Raw genomic sequence first — 15,162 nt, forward strand, 5'->3', positions numbered from 1 at the left:
TGGTACGCATGGTCCATGGGACGTTCCATGGGAAACGGCGACGACGACCTGATGACCGAGCTGCGAGTACTGCGGCAGGACGAGTGGCACCAGTGGTACGGGACGCTGATCCGTGCCTTCGGCGGGGTCCCGGAGTCCACCGAGGAGTTGGAGCTGTACAACGCCCTGACCGAGGTCGACCGCTCGCTCGGCGTCTGGGAGGGCGACGAATGCGTCGGCACGGCGGGGGCGTTCAGCTTCCGGATGACCGTGCCGGGCGGTACGGAGGTGGCCGCGGCGGGCGTGACGATGGTGAGCGTCGCCGCCACGCACCGGCGCCGGGGTGTGCTGACGTCGATGATGCGGCGGCAGCTGGACGACGTACGGTCCTGGGGCGAGCCGCTGGCCGTGCTGACCGCCTCCGAACCGGCGATCTACGGCAGGTTCGGGTACGGCGCCGCGACCTTCCAGATCAACGCGGAGATCGATACGAACCGGGTCCGGCTGTCCGTGCCGGACGGCACGGACGACGTACGGCTCCGGTACGCGGCGCCCGCGGACGTACTCGACGCGTGCGAGGCGGTGTACGCGCGGCTGGTGCCCGGACGGCCCGGGATGCTGGCCCGGCGGCCCGGCTGGGAGCGGGTGGGGCTGCTGGACCCGGAGAGCGAGCGGGAGGGCGCGTCACCGCTGCAGTGCGTGGTCGCCCGGCGGGACGGCGAGGTCACGGGGTACGCGCGGTTCCGGGTGCGGCCGGCCTGGGGGAACGAGGGGCCGGGCGGCACGGTGGTCGTGGAGGACCTGGCCGGGCTGGATCCGGCGACCGAGGCGGCGCTGTGGCGGTTCCTGTTCGACATCGACCTGACGTCGGTGCTGACCGTGCGCGGGCGGCCGGTCGACGAGGCGTGGCAGCACCAGGTGTCGGACATCCGCCGGTGCCGGCCGGTGCTGCGGGACGCCTTGTACGTGCGGCTGGTGGACGTGGGGGCCGCGCTGTCGGCGCGGACGTACCAGGCGCCGGTGGACGTGGTGTTCGAGGTCGAGGACGCCTTCTGTCCCTGGAACGAGGGGCGTTGGCGGCTGACCGGGGACGCGAAGGGGGCGTCCTGCGAGCGGACGTCCGACGCGGCGGATCTGGCCCTGACGGTACGGGAGCTGGGGGCGGCGTACCTCGGGGGCGTGAGCCTGGTCTCGCTGGGCGCGGCCGGGCGGGTGCGGGAGCTGCGGCGGGGGGCGCTGGCGGAGGCTTCGGTGGCGTTCGGGTCGGACGTCGCGCCGTGGTTGCCGCACGGGTTCTGACGGCGGTCGCCTACCGGGGACCCCGCTGGCAGGTCGGGCACCAGAAGAGGTTGCGGGCGGCGAGGTCCGCGGTGCGGATCGCGTCGCCGCAGAGGTGGCAGGACCGGTTGGCCCGGCGGTAGACGTAGACCTCGCCGCCGTGGTCGTCGACGCGGGGCGGGCGGCCCATGGCCTCGGGGGTGTGTTCCGGGCGGACGGTGTCGATGCGGTTGTTCCTGACGCCCTCGCGCATGAGGTCGGTGAGGTCGCGCCAGATCGCGTCCCACTCGGCGGGGGTGAGGTCCCTGCCGGGGCGGTACGGGTCGATGCCGTGGCGGAAGAGGACCTCGGCGCGGTAGACGTTGCCGACGCCGGCGATGACCTTCTGGTCCATGAGCAGGGCGGCGATGGTGGTGCGGCTGCGGGAGACGCGGCGGTACGCGGCCCCGGGGTCGGCGTCCGGGCGCAGGGGGTCGGGGCCGAGGCGGTCGTGTATCGCCTGCTTCTCCGGGTCCGTGATGAGGGCGCAGGTGGTGGGGCCGCGGAGGTCGACGTAGGCGGTCTCGTTGGCGAGGCGGAGGCGGACGGTGTCCGTGGGCGGGGGCGCGGGGGTCGCCCCGAAGGTGACCTTGCCGAAGAGGCCGAGGTGGATGTGGATCCAGTCGGCGGGCTCGGCGGGTTCTGCGGACGCGAAGGGCTCGGCGGGGTCGGCGGGGTCGGCGGGCTCGGCGGCGCCGAAGCCGAGGAAGAGGTGTTTGCCGTGGGCCTCGGTGCGGGTGAGCGGCGTGCCGGTGAGGAGGGCGGCGGCGTCGGCGAACTTCCCCTGGGGGCTGGTGACGCGCGGGGCCGTGCCGGTGGCGAAGGCGGCGGCGTAGTCCCTGGCCAGCCGGTGGATCGTGTGGCCTTCCGGCACGGGAGTGTCCTTCCTGCGTTCCTCGACCGTCGGTCCCCGTCCGGGCGCGGGCAGGGGGCTCCGCCCTCTGCACCCCTGCGGGACGCCCGGCCGCGGACCGACGGTCGGGCAAGCAGCGGGACTCGCCCCGGGGCCCCGCCCAGGACCCCGGCGGGGTCTCCGTCCCCTGCGCCCCTGCGGGCACCGTGTCCCGCGCTCTCCGGAGGGACTGGCGCCGCACCCTCCCGGGCCCGGCGCCGCACCCCTCCGGCGGGGGCTCCTTCGTCCTCCCCCTCGCGCTCACGCACCGGAGGAAGGAGGCACCACGCGGCAGCGCTACTGCTGCGGGTGGTGCGGCGGGATGGGGGGGAGGTCGCCCGTCGTCTCGTAGGACGTGAGCATGTCGATGCGGCGGATGTGGCGGTCGTCGCCGGAGAACGGGGTGGCGAGGAAGGTCTCCACGAACTTCGTCGCCTCCTCCCGCGTGTGCATGCGGGCGCCGACCGCGACGACGTTGGCGTCGTTGTGCTGGCGGCCGAGGGACGCCGTCTCCTCGCTCCAGGCCAGCGCCGCACGCACGCCCTTCACCTTGTTCGCCGCGATCTGCTCGCCGTTGCCGGAGCCGCCGATCACGATGCCGAGGGCACCGGGGTCCGCGGCCGTCCGCTCCGCGGCGCGGAGGCAGAAGGGCGGGTAGTCGTCCTGGGCGTCGTAGATGTGCGGGCCGCAGTCGACGGGGTCGTGACCCGCCGCCTTGAGCCACTCGACGAGATGGTTCTTGAGTTCGTAGCCCGCATGGTCGGAGCCGAGATACACGCGCATGGGTTGAGTGTGACACGCGGACCACGGGGCGGCAGCGTCGGGTGTCGGATTCGAAAAGGGCGAGTAAAACTTTGGAAGCTCAGGGAAAGCTCAAGTAACGATCTGAAATCAAAGGTTCCCGAACTCGTTCACCTCCGTTTCACTGGTCCGGCTCGTACACCGCTCGTACGGGAAACTGCTCGACCGGCACAAAGGAAAACACCACCCCATGACTTCGCAGCCGACCCTGACGAAGCCCGAGAACGGACCCGAAGGCCCCGGAGAACCCGGGTCCGGGCTCCAGGCGGGGCTCAAGAACCGCCATCTCTCGATGATCGCCATTGGCGGTGTCATCGGGGCCGGGCTGTTCGTGGGATCAAGTTCGGGAATCGCCACCGCGGGCCCCGGCATCCTTCTCTCGTACGCCCTTGTCGGCACTCTTGTGGTGCTGGTGATGCGGATGCTCGGGGAGATGTCCGTCGCACATCCGACCTCGGGTTCGTTCTCCGCGCACGCCGACCGGGCGCTCGGGCCCTGGGCCGGGTTCTCCATCGGCTGGCTGTACTGGTTCTTCTGGGTCGTGGTGCTGGCGGTGGAGGCGACCGCCGGGGCCAAGATCCTCGAAGGGTGGATACCGGCCGTGCCGCAGTGGGGGTGGGCGCTGATCGTGATGGTCGTGCTGACCGCCACCAACCTGGCCTCGGTCGGCTCCTACGGCGAGTTCGAGTTCTGGTTCGCCGGGATCAAGGTCGTCGCGATCGCCGCGTTCATCGTCGTCGGCGGGCTGGCCGTCTTCGGGCTGCTGCCCGGCGTCGACAGCGAGCAGGCGGGGCTGGCCAATCTGACGGAGCACGGCGGATTCCTGCCGAACGGGGCGGGGGCGATCCTGACCGGTGTGCTGCTCGTCGTCTTCTCCTTCATGGGCAGTGAGATCCCCACCCTGGCCGCCGGCGAGTCCGAGGACCCGCAGCGGGCCGTCACCAAGGCGACCAACAGCATCATCTGGCGTATCGCCGTCTTCTACCTCGGTTCGATCTTCGTCGTCGTCGCGCTGCTGCCCTGGGACTCGCAGTCGATCATCGACCAGGGCTCCTACGTGGCCGCCCTCGACTCGCTCGGGATCGCGAACGCCGGTCAGATCATGAACTTCATCGTGCTGACGTCCGTGCTGTCCTGTCTGAACTCCGGGCTGTACACGGCCTCTCGGATGGCCTTCTCGCTCGGTGAGCGCGGTGACGCGCCCAAGGCGTTCGCCCGGACCACCCGGCGTGGTGTGCCGCGGACGGCGATCCTCGTGTCCGTGGTGTTCGGCTTCGTCGCCGTGTTCTTCAACTACGAGTTCCCCGACTCCGTCTTCCTCTTCCTCGTCAACTCCTCCGGCGCCGTGGCCCTCTTCGTGTGGCTGGTGATCTGCTTCTCGCAGCTGCGGATGCGGAAGATCATCCAGGCGGAGGCGCCGGAGAAGCTGGTGGTGCGGATGTGGCTGTTCCCGTACCTGACCTGGGCGGTCGCCGGCGTGATCGTCTTCGTGCTCGGCTACATGCTGACCGACACCGAGCACAACGGGCGTACGACCGTGCTGCTGTCGCTGCTCGTGGCGGCGCTGGTCCTCGCCGTCGCCTTCGTCAAGCAGAAGGCCGTCGCACGCAAGGCCGCCGAGCAGAAGGCCGTCGCCGGGAAGGGCTGACGGCCGCTGTCGGCGTGGGACGCGCAGACGCGAAAGAGGCTCGCCGGGTCGCAGTGCGACCCGGCGAGCCTCTTCGGCGGGAACCGAGGCGGTACTACCGCTTGTCGGCCAGCTTCCAGGCGGCGGGCAGCACGCCCATCGCCAGGGCCGCCTTCAGCGCGTCCCCGATCAGGAACGGGGTGAGACCGGCCGCGATCGCCGCGGTGAGGGACATGTCGGCGGCGAGGGCCAGGTACGGAACGCCGACGGCGTAGATGATCGCCTCGCCGAGCAGCATCGCACCGGCCATGCGGAGCATCGAGCGGTCGGCGCCGCGGCGGGCCAGCGCGCCCACGACGGTGGCGGCGAGCAGCATGCCGAAGACGTAGCCGAGGGACGGGGCGCCGGTGCCGGAGCCGCCCTCCGCGAACCACGGCACGCCCGCCATGCCGACCAGCGCGTACAGCGCGAGCGAGAGCAGGCCGCGGCGGGCGCCGAGCGAGGTGCCGACGAGCAGCGCCGCGAAGGTCTGGCCGGTCACCGGCACCGGGGAGCCCGGCACGGGCACCGCCACCTGGGCCGCGACGCCGACGAGCGCGGCGCCGCCGGCGACGAGCGCGACGTCCCGGACACGGGAGGAGGGAATGAGGTCGGCGAGGACCTGCCCGGATCGGGCGGGGACGGCAGCGGTGCTCATGGGGACTCCGCGGTGGTGTGGACATGTCGGGACACCGCGACGCTATCCCAGCGGATCGGGCCCGATCACCAGCAGCGCCCGACAAAGGCCTGATCACCAGCTTGGTGGGCTCCCGACAAAGACGGCCGGATACACGTGCTTGCGCGTGACACCGGTCACCGAGGAGGAGAGGCGAGCGTCACCCCAAGCGGAACGGTGCATTCGGACGATCACGTTCCGTATCGAGACCGTCCGCATCGTGGGCAGCCGCTGTCGCCGACCGGCGCGAGACCGGAGACTGTGGGCGTTTTTGCCGCCCCCCGCCCTCCACGCATCGGACCAGCCGCTCCATGTCCAACAGCACCACCACAGGTAAGCCGCCGCAGTCGGACGACGCCTCCCTCTCCCACGGCCTCAAGCAGCGCCATCTGTCGATGATCGCCCTCGGTGGCGTGATCGGCGCCGGGCTGTTCGTCGGCTCCGGGGCCGGCATCGCCGCCGCCGGGCCGTCGATCGTCGTCGCCTACACCCTCTCCGGCCTCCTCGTGATGCTGGTGATGCGGATGCTGGGCGAGATGTCGGCGGCGTATCCGTCGTCGGGTTCGTTCTCCGCACACGCCGAGCGGGCGATCGGCCCCTGGGCCGGCTTCACCGCGGGCTGGGCGTTCTGGGTGCTGCTGTGCACGGCCGTCGGCCTGGAGGGCATCGGCGCGGCGCACATCGTCCACGGCTGGCTGCCGGGCACGCCCGAGTGGGCCTGGGTGGCACTGTTCATGGTGGTGTTCTGCGGGACGAACCTGGCCGCCGTGAAGAACTTCGGCGAGTTCGAGTTCTGGTTCGCCGCCCTCAAGGTCGGCGCGATCTCGCTGTTCCTGGTGCTGGGCGTACTGGCGATCGCCGGGATCCTGCCGGGCACCGACTCCCCCGGCACCTCGCACCTGGGCGACTTCCTGCCGAACGGCGGCAACGGCCTGATCATCGGCCTGCTGGCCTCGGTGTTCGCCTACGGCGGCCTGGAGACGGTGACCATCGCTGCGGCCGAGTCGGAGAACCCGGTCAAGGGCGTGGCGAGCGCCGTGCGGACGGCGATGTGGCGGATCGCGCTGTTCTACATCGGCTCGATGGCGGTCATCGTGACCCTGGTGCCGTGGGACTCCAAGGAGGTCGTGGAGAAGGGCCCGTACGTCGCCGCCCTCGACGAACTCGGCATTCCCGGCGCCGGACAGCTCATGAACGTCGTCGTGCTGGTCGCCCTGCTGAGCGCGATGAACGCCAACATCTACGGCGCCTCCCGGATCGGCTACTCGCTGGTGGAGCGCGGCCAGGGCCCGAAGGCGCTGGGCCGGGTGTCGGGCGGGGTGCCGCGGATCGCGGTGCTCGTCTCCTCCCTCTTCGGCTTCGGCTGCGTGCTGCTGAGCTACTGGCGGCCGGACGACGTCTTCTCCTGGCTGCTGAACATGATCGGGGCGGTCATCCTGGTCGTCTGGATCTTCATCGCCGTCTCCCAGCTGCGGCTGCGCCGCCGGCTGGAGCGGGAGGCGCCCGGGAAGCTGGTCGTGCGCATGTGGGGCTTCCCGTACCTGACCTGGGTGGCGCTGGCGGGCATGGCCGCGGTGTTCGTGCTGATGGCCCGGGAGCCGGACACCCGGGTGCAGCTGTACTCGACGGGCGGGATGACGCTGGTCCTGGCGGCCGCGGGCTATGCCCGGCAGCGGCGGCGGGCGCGCGGTTAGCCCCACCGCCCCTGGCTCCACGAGGGCCCCCGCACGGAGACGGATCCGTGCGGGGGCCCTTTCGCGTGCCGCGGCACGCCCGGCCGTCCCCCGCACTGCCCACCCGGTCACTTGCTGCTAGCGTGCACTTGCAAGCCTTTTGCAATAAGAGGTCGGAGGGGACCCGCCATGCCCGTCTACACACTTCCTGAACTGCCGTACGACTACTCCGCGCTGGCCCCCGTGATCAGCCCCGAGATCATCGAGCTGCACCACGACAAGCACCACGCCGCCTATGTGAAGGGCGCCAACGACACCCTTGAGCAGCTCGCCGAGGCGCGCGACAAGGAGACGTGGGGATCGATCAACGGCCTGGAGAAGAACCTGGCCTTCCACCTCTCCGGGCACATCCTGCACTCGATCTACTGGCACAACATGACCGGCGACGGCGGCGGCGAACCACTGGAGGCGGACGGCGTGGGCGAGCTGGCCGACGCGATCGCCGAGTCCTTCGGCTCCTTCGCCGGCTTCAAGGCGCAGCTCACCAAGGCCGCCGCGACCACCCAGGGTTCCGGCTGGGGTGTGCTGGCGTACGAACCGCTGAGCGGCCGCCTGATCGTCGAGCAGGTCTACGACCACCAGGGCAACGTCGGCCAGGGCGCCACGCCGATCCTGGTCTTCGACGCCTGGGAGCACGCCTTCTACCTCCAGTACAAGAACCAGAAGGTCGACTTCATCGACGCCATGTGGGCCGTCGTCAACTGGCAGGACGTGGCGAAGCGTTACGAGGCCGCCAAGTCCCGTACGAACACGCTGCTGCTGGCGCCCTGAGTTCCTGAGACGTCCTGCCTCGTGATCGTCTTCTCACCCTTCACGGCGGCAGGCGGAATGAGGGAAGCCCCCGCGAGGACGTGACTCGCGGGGGCTTTCTGTACGCCCGGAACGCCCGGGACGACCGGAACAGGCGGATCGGGCAGGTCTGAGGGCGGTGCGGCGGGACAGGTCCAGGGTGCGGCCGGCGCCTCCAGGACGCGCTCCGGCATGACCGCCACCGGCGCGCGGGCCTGCCCCGCGCGCCGCACGGGCCCCTGTTCCTGCCGCACGGGCCCCTGTTCCTCCGGTCCCGCCTCTGGCGCGGCGCGCGGGCCACGCGCTGTACTGCCGTCCCGGGCCCGGCGCCACGTCGGCCGCCCGGTCCCACGGGCACCGCGGAGGAGCCGATGAGGAAGAGCCTGGCCTGTCCCACCTGCGGGGGGATGCAGGACTTCCGCCCGCTCGACGACGCCGAGAAGGCGGCCGTGAAGGAGCAGCTGAAGATCCCGTACGTGCACGACTACTGGCGCTGCGACGTCACCGGCTGTGTGCGGTTCCAGCGCTGGGACAAGCAGCGCGACGGCGGCCTGCTGCCGGAGAGGTTCCGGAGGCAGGCCGCCGACGGGGAGAAGTGACCGTGGTGGCGGTGGCCGCTACAGGTTGCTGAAGTCCGGGCCCTTGGTGCGGGTGCGCTTGATCTCGTAGAAGCCGGGCACCGAGGCGACCGCGAGGGTGCCGTCCCAGAGCTTCGCGGCGTCCTCGCCCTTGGGGGCCGGGGTGACGACCGGGCCGAAGAAGGCGAGCTGCTCCCCGTCGGCGCCGGGGACGGCGATGACCGGGGTGCCGACCTCCTGGCCGACCTTGTCGATGCCCTCCTTGTGGGAGGCGCGCAGCTGGGGCTCGTAGGGGGTGGAGTCCCAGTGGTCCATGAGGGACTCGGGCAGGCCGACGTCCTTCAGGGCGGCGGCGACCGGCTCCTTCTCCGGGCCCTCGCCCTGGTTGTGGAAGCGGGTGCCGAGCGCCGTGTAGAGGTCGCCGAGCACCTCGGCGCCGTGCTCCTCCTGGGCGGCGATGACGACCCGGACCGGCCCCCAGGCCTTGGTCCGGAGCATCTCCTGGTACTCCTCGGGCAGCTCGTCGATCTTGTCCTCGTTCAGGACGGCGAGGCTCATCACATGCCAGCGGACCTCGATGTCCCGGACCTTCTCCACCTCCAGGACCCAGCGGGAGGTCATCCAGGCCCAGGGGCACAGCGGGTCGAACCAGAAGTCGACGGGGGTCTTCTCTGACATGTCTCTCCTCAGTACGCGACGCGGCCGAGCCTTTTCCCCTGGCAACCGGCCGACGGCTCCGGCCATTCCCGGCTGCCGCCCGTCAGGGCCACATGGCAGGATCGGTGCTGTCCGCATACTGAACACCATCCGAGGGAGTGCCGCCCGTGCCCGGTGAGAATCTGTCCCGCGACGAGGCCCGGGAGCGGGCCGCCCTGCTCTCCGTCGACGGGTACGAGGTGTCCCTCGACGTGCGCTCGGCCACCGGAGAGCCGGAGGGGGACGGTCCGCGCACCTTCCGGTCCGTCACCACGATCCGCTTCCGCTGCAACGAACCCGGCGCGAGCAGCTTCGCCGACCTGATCGCGCCGAGCGTCACCGCGCTCTCCCTCAACGGCCGCGACCTCGACCCGAGCGAGGTCTTCGACGGCTCCCGGATCGCCCTGGAGGACCTGGCCGCCGACAACGAACTGGTCGTGGACGCCCAGTGCGCCTACTCCCGCACCGGCGAGGGCCTGCACCGCTTCGTCGACCCGGAGGACGGCGAGGTGTACCTGTACACGCAGTACGAGCCGGCCGACTCCCGCCGGGTCTTCGCCAACTTCGAGCAGCCGGACCTCAAGGCGCCGTTCCGCTTCGAGGTGCGGGCGCCCGAGGAGTGGACGGTGTGGAGCAACGGCGCGGGCGAACGCATCGAAGAAGGGCGCGAAGCGCTTCCGCAGAAGGGCGGCGGTGGGCGACGGGCGGGCGGGGTGTGGCGGTTCGCGGAGACGAAGCCGATCTCGACGTACATCACGTGCGTCGTGGCCGGTCCGTACCACTACGTGACGGACTCCTACGAGCGCGTCCTCGAGGACGGTACGCGGCTGGAGATCCCGCTCGGCGCCCTGTGCCGCAAGGGCCTGGCGCCGCACTTCGACGCCGACGACGTCTTCCTGGTCACCAAGCAGGGCCTGGACTTCTTCCACGACCACTTCGACTTCCCGTACCCCTTCGGGAAGTACGACCAGGCGTTCGTGCCGGAGTACAACCTCGGCGCGATGGAGAACCCGGGGCTGGTCACCTTCCGGGAGGAGTTCATCTTCCGCGGCAAGGTGACCCGGGCGTCCTACGAGGGCCGGGCCAACGTCATCCTGCACGAGATGGCGCACATGTGGTTCGGCGACCTGGTCACCATGGAGTGGTGGGACGACCTGTGGCTCAAGGAGTCGTTCGCCGACTTCATGGGCACCTTCGGGAACGTCGGCGCGACCCGCTTCAAGGACGCGTGGATCACCTTCGCCAACCGCCGCAAGGCCTGGGCCTACCGCGCGGACCAGCTGCCGTCCACCCATCCGATCACGGCCGACATCCGCGACCTGGAGGACGCCAAGCTCAACTTCGACGGCATCACCTACGCCAAGGGCGCCTCCGTGCTCAAGCAGCTCGTGGCGTACGTCGGCCAGGACGCGTTCCTGGAGGGCGCCCGGCGCTACTTCAAGCGGCACGCGTACGGCAACACGCGCCTCGGCGACCTGCTGTCGGTGCTGGAGGAGACCAGCGGGCGGGACATGGGCGCCTGGGCGCGGTCCTGGCTCCAGACGGCGGGCGTCAACTCGCTGACCCCGCAGGTGCTGCTGAGCGAGGCGGGCACGGTCGACGAGCTGGCCGTGGTGCAGGAGGCCGCCGCTGTGCTCAATCAGCCGACTCCGTCGGCGGGGCACCCGGAACTGCGCCCGCACCGCGTCGCGGTGGGCCTGTACCGGCGTACGGGCGACGGCGCCCTGGAGCGGTACGCGCGCGCCGAGGTGGACGTCGACGGGCCGCGCACGGTGGTGGCGGAGCTGGCCGGCGCGGAGGCGCCCGAGCTGGTGCTGGTCAACGACGACGACCTGACGTACTGCAAGACGCGCTTCGACGAGACCTCGCTGGCGACGCTGCGCGACCACCTGGGCACCCTGACCGACCCGCTGGCCCGTGCCCTGTGCTGGTCGGCGCTGTGGAACATGACCCGGGACGCGCTGCTCCCGGCGCGCGACTTCATCGGCCTGGTGCTGCGGTTCGCGGGCCGCGAGTCCGACATCGGCGTCGTCCAGATGCTGCACGCCTGGGCGAACTCGGCGCTGACGCACTACGCGGCCCCCGACTGGCGTCGGGCCGGCGGCCGGCTGCTCGGCGAGGGCGCGCTGCGTCAGCTGCGGGACGCGGCGCCGGGCAGCGAGCAGCAGCTGGCGTGGGCGCGGTTCTTCGCGGCGGTGGCGTCCGACGAGGCCGAACTGGGGCTGTTGCGCGGACTGCTGGAGGGCACGGAGAAGATCGACGGCCTGGACGTGGACCAGGAGCTGCGCTGGGCGTTCCTGGAGCCGCTCGCCGCGCACGGCGAGGCCGACGAGAGCGTGCTCGCCGCCGAGCTGGCCCGCGACGACACGGCCTCCGGCAAGCGCCACCAGGTCCGCTGCCTGGCGGCCCGTCCGTCGGCGGCGGTGAAGGCGCAGGCCTGGGCGCGGGTCGTGGAGTCGGACGCGCTGTCGAACGCCCTGGTGGAGGCGACCATCGCGGGCTTCGCGCAGCCCTCGCAGCGGGAGCTGATCGCGCCGTACGCCGAGAAGTACTTCGCGGCGATCGAGCGGGTGTGGGCCGAGCGGTCCATCCAGATCGGGATGGACGTGGTCCGGGGCCTGTTCCCGTCCCTGCGGGACTCCCAGGACACCCTGGACGCGACGGACGTCTGGCTGTCCGCGCACGAGGGGGCCGCGCCCGCACTGCGCCGGCTGGTGCTGGAGGCGCGGGACGACCTGGCGCGGGCGCTGCGGGGTCAGGCGTGTGACGCGGCGGCGGGCCGCTGATCACACCGACCTCTGGCCAATGATTGGGCGTTCCGTCATCGTTACGGAATTCAGTCAACAGCAGCCGTAACCCCTGGCCCCCACCTCGGCGGACCAGGGGTTTTCGGCATCCGAACACCCGTCCTTTAGGGCGGTCCTGTCCGGATTCGGCGATGAGCGTGTAACAGCGGTTAAGGGGCGGTTCGGACGCGGGAAACCCCCGGTCATGACGCACAACACCCCGCTCTCCCCCCGCCCGCTCCACCACCTGGCCAGCGGCCGGCGCCGGCTGATGACGGCCGCCCAGCTGCGGGCGCACGGTGTCTCCGCCGCCGAGACCGGCGAGCAGTGCCGGCCCGGCGGCCCCTGGCAGCAGCTTCTCCCCAACGTCGTCCTGCTCCACCCGGGCCCGCCGACCAGCGAGGAGCGCCTGCACGCGGTACTGCTGTACGCGGCGCGGGAGCGGACCGCCGGTGCGAACGGCGGCGCGTCCGCCGGTGTCCCCGCCTCCGTGCCGGTCCAGCCGGGCGGGGAGGAGACACCCGCCCCCGCCTACGCGGAGGCGATGATCACGGGCCTGGCCGCGCTGACGCTGCACGGCTTCTCCGCCGCTCCCCCGCTGCCGTCCCTGGACGCCATCGACGTCCTGGTCCCGAGACTGCGCCGGCTGCGCACGACGGGCTGCGCGCGGATCGTCCGCACCACCGCACTGCCCACCCCCCTGCAGGTGACCGGGGTCCCGGTGGCTCCGGTGGCGCGGGCCCTGGCCGACGCGGTGGCGGAGCTGACCGACGCGGGCGTCGTCCGCCGGCTGCTGACGGAGGCGGTGCGCGGCGGTCACTGCGAACCGGCGGCGGTGGTACGGGAACTGAACCGGGCCCGGCTGCTCAGCCGCCCGCACGTGGTGGACGCGGTGGACGCGCTGGTCGCCGAGGGGCGGGCACTGGCCGAGCAGCGCCTGTACCGGACGGTGCGCGAACACGGGCTGCCGGAACCGGTCTGGAACGTCGACCTGCGCCTGCCCGGCGGCCCCCACCTCGGCGGCGTCGACGCCTTCTGGCCCGAGCACTCGGTGGCGCTGGAGCTGGACACCCGCGCCCACCGGCAGCAGGAGGACGACGCGGTCTGGGCGGAACACGCCCGCAAGCGGGAGCACTTGGAACGGCTGGGCATCACGGTCGTGCACCTCACGCCGCGCAAACTGCGGGACTGCCCGGAACACCAGGCGGCCGTCGTCCGTACGGCGTTGATGGCGGCCGGAGACAGGGAACCCGCCGCGTATGTCGTGGTGCTGCCCCGGGAGTGACGGACCGGGGCGGCATCAGGAGGGGAGAGGAGGGGCCACCGGGGCCACCGCTGTGCCGGTGGCCCCTCCTCGTGCGTGGTGCCCCTGCTCGGCGCAGAACTCCGCCTCGATCACCGCGTCGCTGTCGCCCGACCAGTCGCCGTTGAAGTTGAAGGCGAGCGCGTGCCGGCCGTCCCTCGTCGTCACCGCCTCCGACGAGGAGCCGTGGATGCCGCCGCCGTGGCCCCAGACGGTCACTCCGCAGCCGAGTTCCCTCTTCATCAGGCCGAGGCCGTAACTCGCGCCCTTCGCCACCGGGACCGTGGTCGTCATCTCGGCCAGCTGCTTCGCGGGCAGCAGCCTGCCGCGGAGCAGGGCGGTGTAGAAGCGGTTCAGGTCGGCGGAGCTGGAGATCATCTCGCCCGCCGGACCGGCGATGGACGGGTTGAGCCGCGTCACGTCGTACGTCGGGCCCGTGGCCGTCCCGTCCAGCTTGGAGTAGGCGCGGCTGCTGGGCCGCGGCAGGCCGGCCCGGGTGCCGGGGACCGACGTGGCGCGCAGCTTCAGCGGCTCGATGACGCGGCGGCGCACCTCGTCGCCGTACGGGCGCCCGGTGACCTCCTCGATCACCATGCCGGCCAGGACGTAGTTGGTGTTGGAGTAGTTCCAGGAGGCGCCCGGTTCGAAGTCCGGCTCGTGGGCCATGGCGACCCCGACCAGTTCCCGCGGTGTCACCGTGTCGTAGCGGTGCTCGAAGAAGCCGTCCTCGGCGAAGTGGGTGCGGGCGAACTCCTCGTCGGCCGTGTAGTTGTAGACGCCGCTGGTGTGGTTGAGGAGTTGGCGCAATGTGATGCGGCCGCCGTCGTGGCCGTTGCCCTCGACCACGCCCGGCAGCCACTCGTCCACCGTGTCGTCCAGCGAGAGCCGGCCCTCGGCCTCCAACTGGAGCAGGACGGTGGCGACGAAGGTCTTGGTGATGCTGCCGACCCGGTAGCGGTCCCGCTCCGAACGCGGCTCGCCGGTCCGGAGGTCACCCACCCCGGCGGTCTCCGACCACGTGCGGTGACCGTCCCGGGCGGTCGCGGTCACGCCGGGCACGCCGTCCGCGACCGCGGCCTCCATGGCGCGGCGGGTCGCGTCGTGGCCTCCGCCGGCCGGCGCTGCCACCGCGGGGCCCGCCACCGCCACCGACAGTGCCACGGCGGTGGCCGCCACCAGGGTGGTTCGTACGCGTACGGTCATGTCTTCCCCCATCGTCTGCGGGCTGTGCGCTGCTCGGTCGGGGGGAGGGACCGGACGGGCGGCGCGAAGGTTGCCGCGCACCGGGGTGGTTGAGCGCCATTCAGCCCTCCTCGGCCCGCGGGCGTTCCGCCCGTCCCGACGGCGGCCTCTCCCGCCACAGCCGCAGCCCGATGTCGACCATCGGCACCCGGGTCAGCCCCGGGACGGCGGTCAGGTCCTGCCAGGCCGCCAGGTCCGTGGAGCCGCCGACCTCGAACCGCAGGTCACCGCCGGTGACCCGGACCTCGTAGACGAGCTGTACGCCGTGCTGGTCGACGGTCCGCCGCAGCAGCCCGCCGAGCCCGCCGCGGCTCGTGAGGGTGACGCGGCGGGAGCCGACGCCGAGCAGGGCGGTGGGCTCGACGCGGTAGCCGGTCTCCTCCTCGACCTCGCGCACGACGGTGTCGTGGGGGTCCTCGCCGTGCTCCATGCCGCCGCCCGGCAGCACCCACTCGAGGACCCCGCCGGGCCCCGGCGACCGGGCGAGCAGAACCTGTCCGTCACGGACACATATGGCGTAGGCCGCCACCCTCAGCTTTCGGCGCACTCCGGAACGTTAGCCCGCCGGCGCGGGCCGCGGTGCGGCTCACGGGATTGTCACAGCGCGCCCCTTGTGTCCCCGATGGCGTATGGCGGAAGTACGCCATGGCTCCATCCCGCCCCGGACAACTCTCCCCAAACAGTGAACCCTTACGTAAAGCTGA

Annotated in this window: 13 protein-coding genes; 7 read left to right on the plus strand and 6 right to left on the minus strand. The window is 71.8% G+C overall.

The annotated features are described in order from the left end of the window. The first annotated feature begins 15 nt into the window (after positions 1-15). Complete coding sequence (locus ACIQ6R_RS05765; protein WP_404218967.1) at positions 16-1,278, plus strand: GNAT family N-acetyltransferase; 1,263 nt, start codon at positions 16-18, stop codon at positions 1,276-1,278. A 10-nt stretch (positions 1,279-1,288) separates the two neighbouring features. On the opposite strand, the gene ACIQ6R_RS05770 is transcribed toward ACIQ6R_RS05765, so the two are convergent. Together ACIQ6R_RS05770 and ACIQ6R_RS05775 are read right to left on the minus strand one after the other, a co-directional pair. Then, on the minus strand, positions 1,289-2,170 hold the full coding sequence (locus tag ACIQ6R_RS05770) for an Fpg/Nei family DNA glycosylase (RefSeq protein WP_404218970.1): 882 nt from the start codon (positions 2,168-2,170) through the stop codon (positions 1,289-1,291). A 315-nt stretch (positions 2,171-2,485) separates the two neighbouring features. Then, positions 2,486-2,971, minus strand: a complete 486-nt coding sequence (locus tag ACIQ6R_RS05775) for a ribose-5-phosphate isomerase (RefSeq protein ID WP_404218972.1) — start codon at positions 2,969-2,971, stop codon at positions 2,486-2,488. A 208-nt stretch (positions 2,972-3,179) separates the two neighbouring features. On the opposite strand from ACIQ6R_RS05775, the gene ACIQ6R_RS05780 reads away from it, so the two are divergent. Continuing rightward, on the plus strand, positions 3,180-4,637 hold the full coding sequence (locus tag ACIQ6R_RS05780) for an amino acid permease (protein WP_404218974.1): 1,458 nt from the start codon (positions 3,180-3,182) through the stop codon (positions 4,635-4,637). A 94-nt stretch (positions 4,638-4,731) separates the two neighbouring features. Here ACIQ6R_RS05780 and ACIQ6R_RS05785 read toward each other — a convergent pair whose 3' ends face one another. Further along, entirely contained in the window at positions 4,732-5,313 is a 582-nt protein-coding gene (locus tag ACIQ6R_RS05785) for a biotin transporter BioY (protein WP_404177616.1), read from the minus strand. Positions 5,314-5,642: 329 nt separating this feature from the next. Between ACIQ6R_RS05785 and ACIQ6R_RS05790 the strand changes: the two genes are divergently transcribed. The 3 genes from ACIQ6R_RS05790 (at position 5,643) to ACIQ6R_RS05800 (ending at position 8,452) form a co-directional block, all read left to right on the plus strand. Next, positions 5,643-7,025: an amino acid permease gene (locus ACIQ6R_RS05790; RefSeq protein WP_404218976.1), complete on the plus strand. Its 1,383-nt coding sequence runs from the start codon at positions 5,643-5,645 to the stop codon at positions 7,023-7,025. A gap of 168 nt (positions 7,026-7,193) precedes the next feature. Continuing rightward, the gene (locus ACIQ6R_RS05795; protein WP_404177610.1) at positions 7,194-7,835 is read left to right on the plus strand and encodes a superoxide dismutase; all 642 of its coding nucleotides are present in this window, start codon (positions 7,194-7,196) and stop codon (positions 7,833-7,835) included. A 389-nt stretch (positions 7,836-8,224) separates the two neighbouring features. Beyond that, the gene (locus tag ACIQ6R_RS05800) at positions 8,225-8,452 is read left to right on the plus strand and encodes a hypothetical protein (RefSeq protein WP_404218978.1); all 228 of its coding nucleotides are present in this window, start codon (positions 8,225-8,227) and stop codon (positions 8,450-8,452) included. A gap of 18 nt (positions 8,453-8,470) precedes the next feature. Here ACIQ6R_RS05800 and ACIQ6R_RS05805 read toward each other — a convergent pair whose 3' ends face one another. Next, on the minus strand, positions 8,471-9,109 hold the full coding sequence (locus ACIQ6R_RS05805; protein WP_404177607.1) for a DsbA family protein: 639 nt from the start codon (positions 9,107-9,109) through the stop codon (positions 8,471-8,473). Positions 9,110-9,255: 146 nt separating this feature from the next. On the opposite strand from ACIQ6R_RS05805, the gene pepN reads away from it, so the two are divergent. Next, complete coding sequence (gene pepN / locus ACIQ6R_RS05810; protein WP_404218980.1) at positions 9,256-11,913, plus strand: aminopeptidase N; 2,658 nt, start codon at positions 9,256-9,258, stop codon at positions 11,911-11,913. Positions 11,914-12,118: 205 nt separating this feature from the next. Next, the gene (locus ACIQ6R_RS05815; RefSeq protein ID WP_404218982.1) at positions 12,119-13,198 is read left to right on the plus strand and encodes a hypothetical protein; all 1,080 of its coding nucleotides are present in this window, start codon (positions 12,119-12,121) and stop codon (positions 13,196-13,198) included. A 15-nt stretch (positions 13,199-13,213) separates the two neighbouring features. Here ACIQ6R_RS05815 and ACIQ6R_RS05820 read toward each other — a convergent pair whose 3' ends face one another. Both ACIQ6R_RS05820 and ACIQ6R_RS05825 read right to left on the minus strand, forming a co-directional pair. Beyond that, entirely contained in the window at positions 13,214-14,419 is a 1,206-nt protein-coding gene (locus ACIQ6R_RS05820) for a serine hydrolase domain-containing protein (protein ID WP_404218984.1), read from the minus strand. Between the two features lie 100 nt (positions 14,420-14,519). Beyond that, entirely contained in the window at positions 14,520-15,005 is a 486-nt protein-coding gene (locus ACIQ6R_RS05825; protein WP_404218986.1) for an NUDIX domain-containing protein, read from the minus strand. Positions 15,006-15,162: the final 157 nt, after the last annotated feature.

The organism is Streptomyces sp. NPDC096048, from assembly GCF_044763415.1.
In the GTDB taxonomy this organism is placed as follows: Bacteria; Actinomycetota; Actinomycetes; order Streptomycetales; family Streptomycetaceae; genus Streptomyces.

Coding starts and splice junctions, on each gene's coding strand:
- ACIQ6R_RS05785 (WP_404177616.1), bottom strand. CDS start 5,313: ATGAGCACCGCTGCCGTCCCCGCCCGATCCGGGCAGGTCCTCGCCGAC.
- ACIQ6R_RS05795 (WP_404177610.1), top strand. CDS start 7,194: ATGCCCGTCTACACACTTCCTGAACTGCCGTACGACTACTCCGCGCTG.
- ACIQ6R_RS05805 (WP_404177607.1), bottom strand. CDS start 9,109: ATGTCAGAGAAGACCCCCGTCGACTTCTGGTTCGACCCGCTGTGCCCC.
- ACIQ6R_RS05820 (WP_404218984.1), bottom strand. CDS start 14,419: ATGACCGTACGCGTACGAACCACCCTGGTGGCGGCCACCGCCGTGGCA.
- ACIQ6R_RS05775 (WP_404218972.1), bottom strand. CDS start 2,971: ATGCGCGTGTATCTCGGCTCCGACCATGCGGGCTACGAACTCAAGAAC.
- ACIQ6R_RS05790 (WP_404218976.1), top strand. CDS start 5,643: ATGTCCAACAGCACCACCACAGGTAAGCCGCCGCAGTCGGACGACGCC.
- ACIQ6R_RS05765 (WP_404218967.1), top strand. CDS start 16: ATGGGACGTTCCATGGGAAACGGCGACGACGACCTGATGACCGAGCTG.
- ACIQ6R_RS05780 (WP_404218974.1), top strand. CDS start 3,180: ATGACTTCGCAGCCGACCCTGACGAAGCCCGAGAACGGACCCGAAGGC.
- ACIQ6R_RS05815 (WP_404218982.1), top strand. CDS start 12,119: ATGACGCACAACACCCCGCTCTCCCCCCGCCCGCTCCACCACCTGGCC.
- ACIQ6R_RS05800 (WP_404218978.1), top strand. CDS start 8,225: ATGAGGAAGAGCCTGGCCTGTCCCACCTGCGGGGGGATGCAGGACTTC.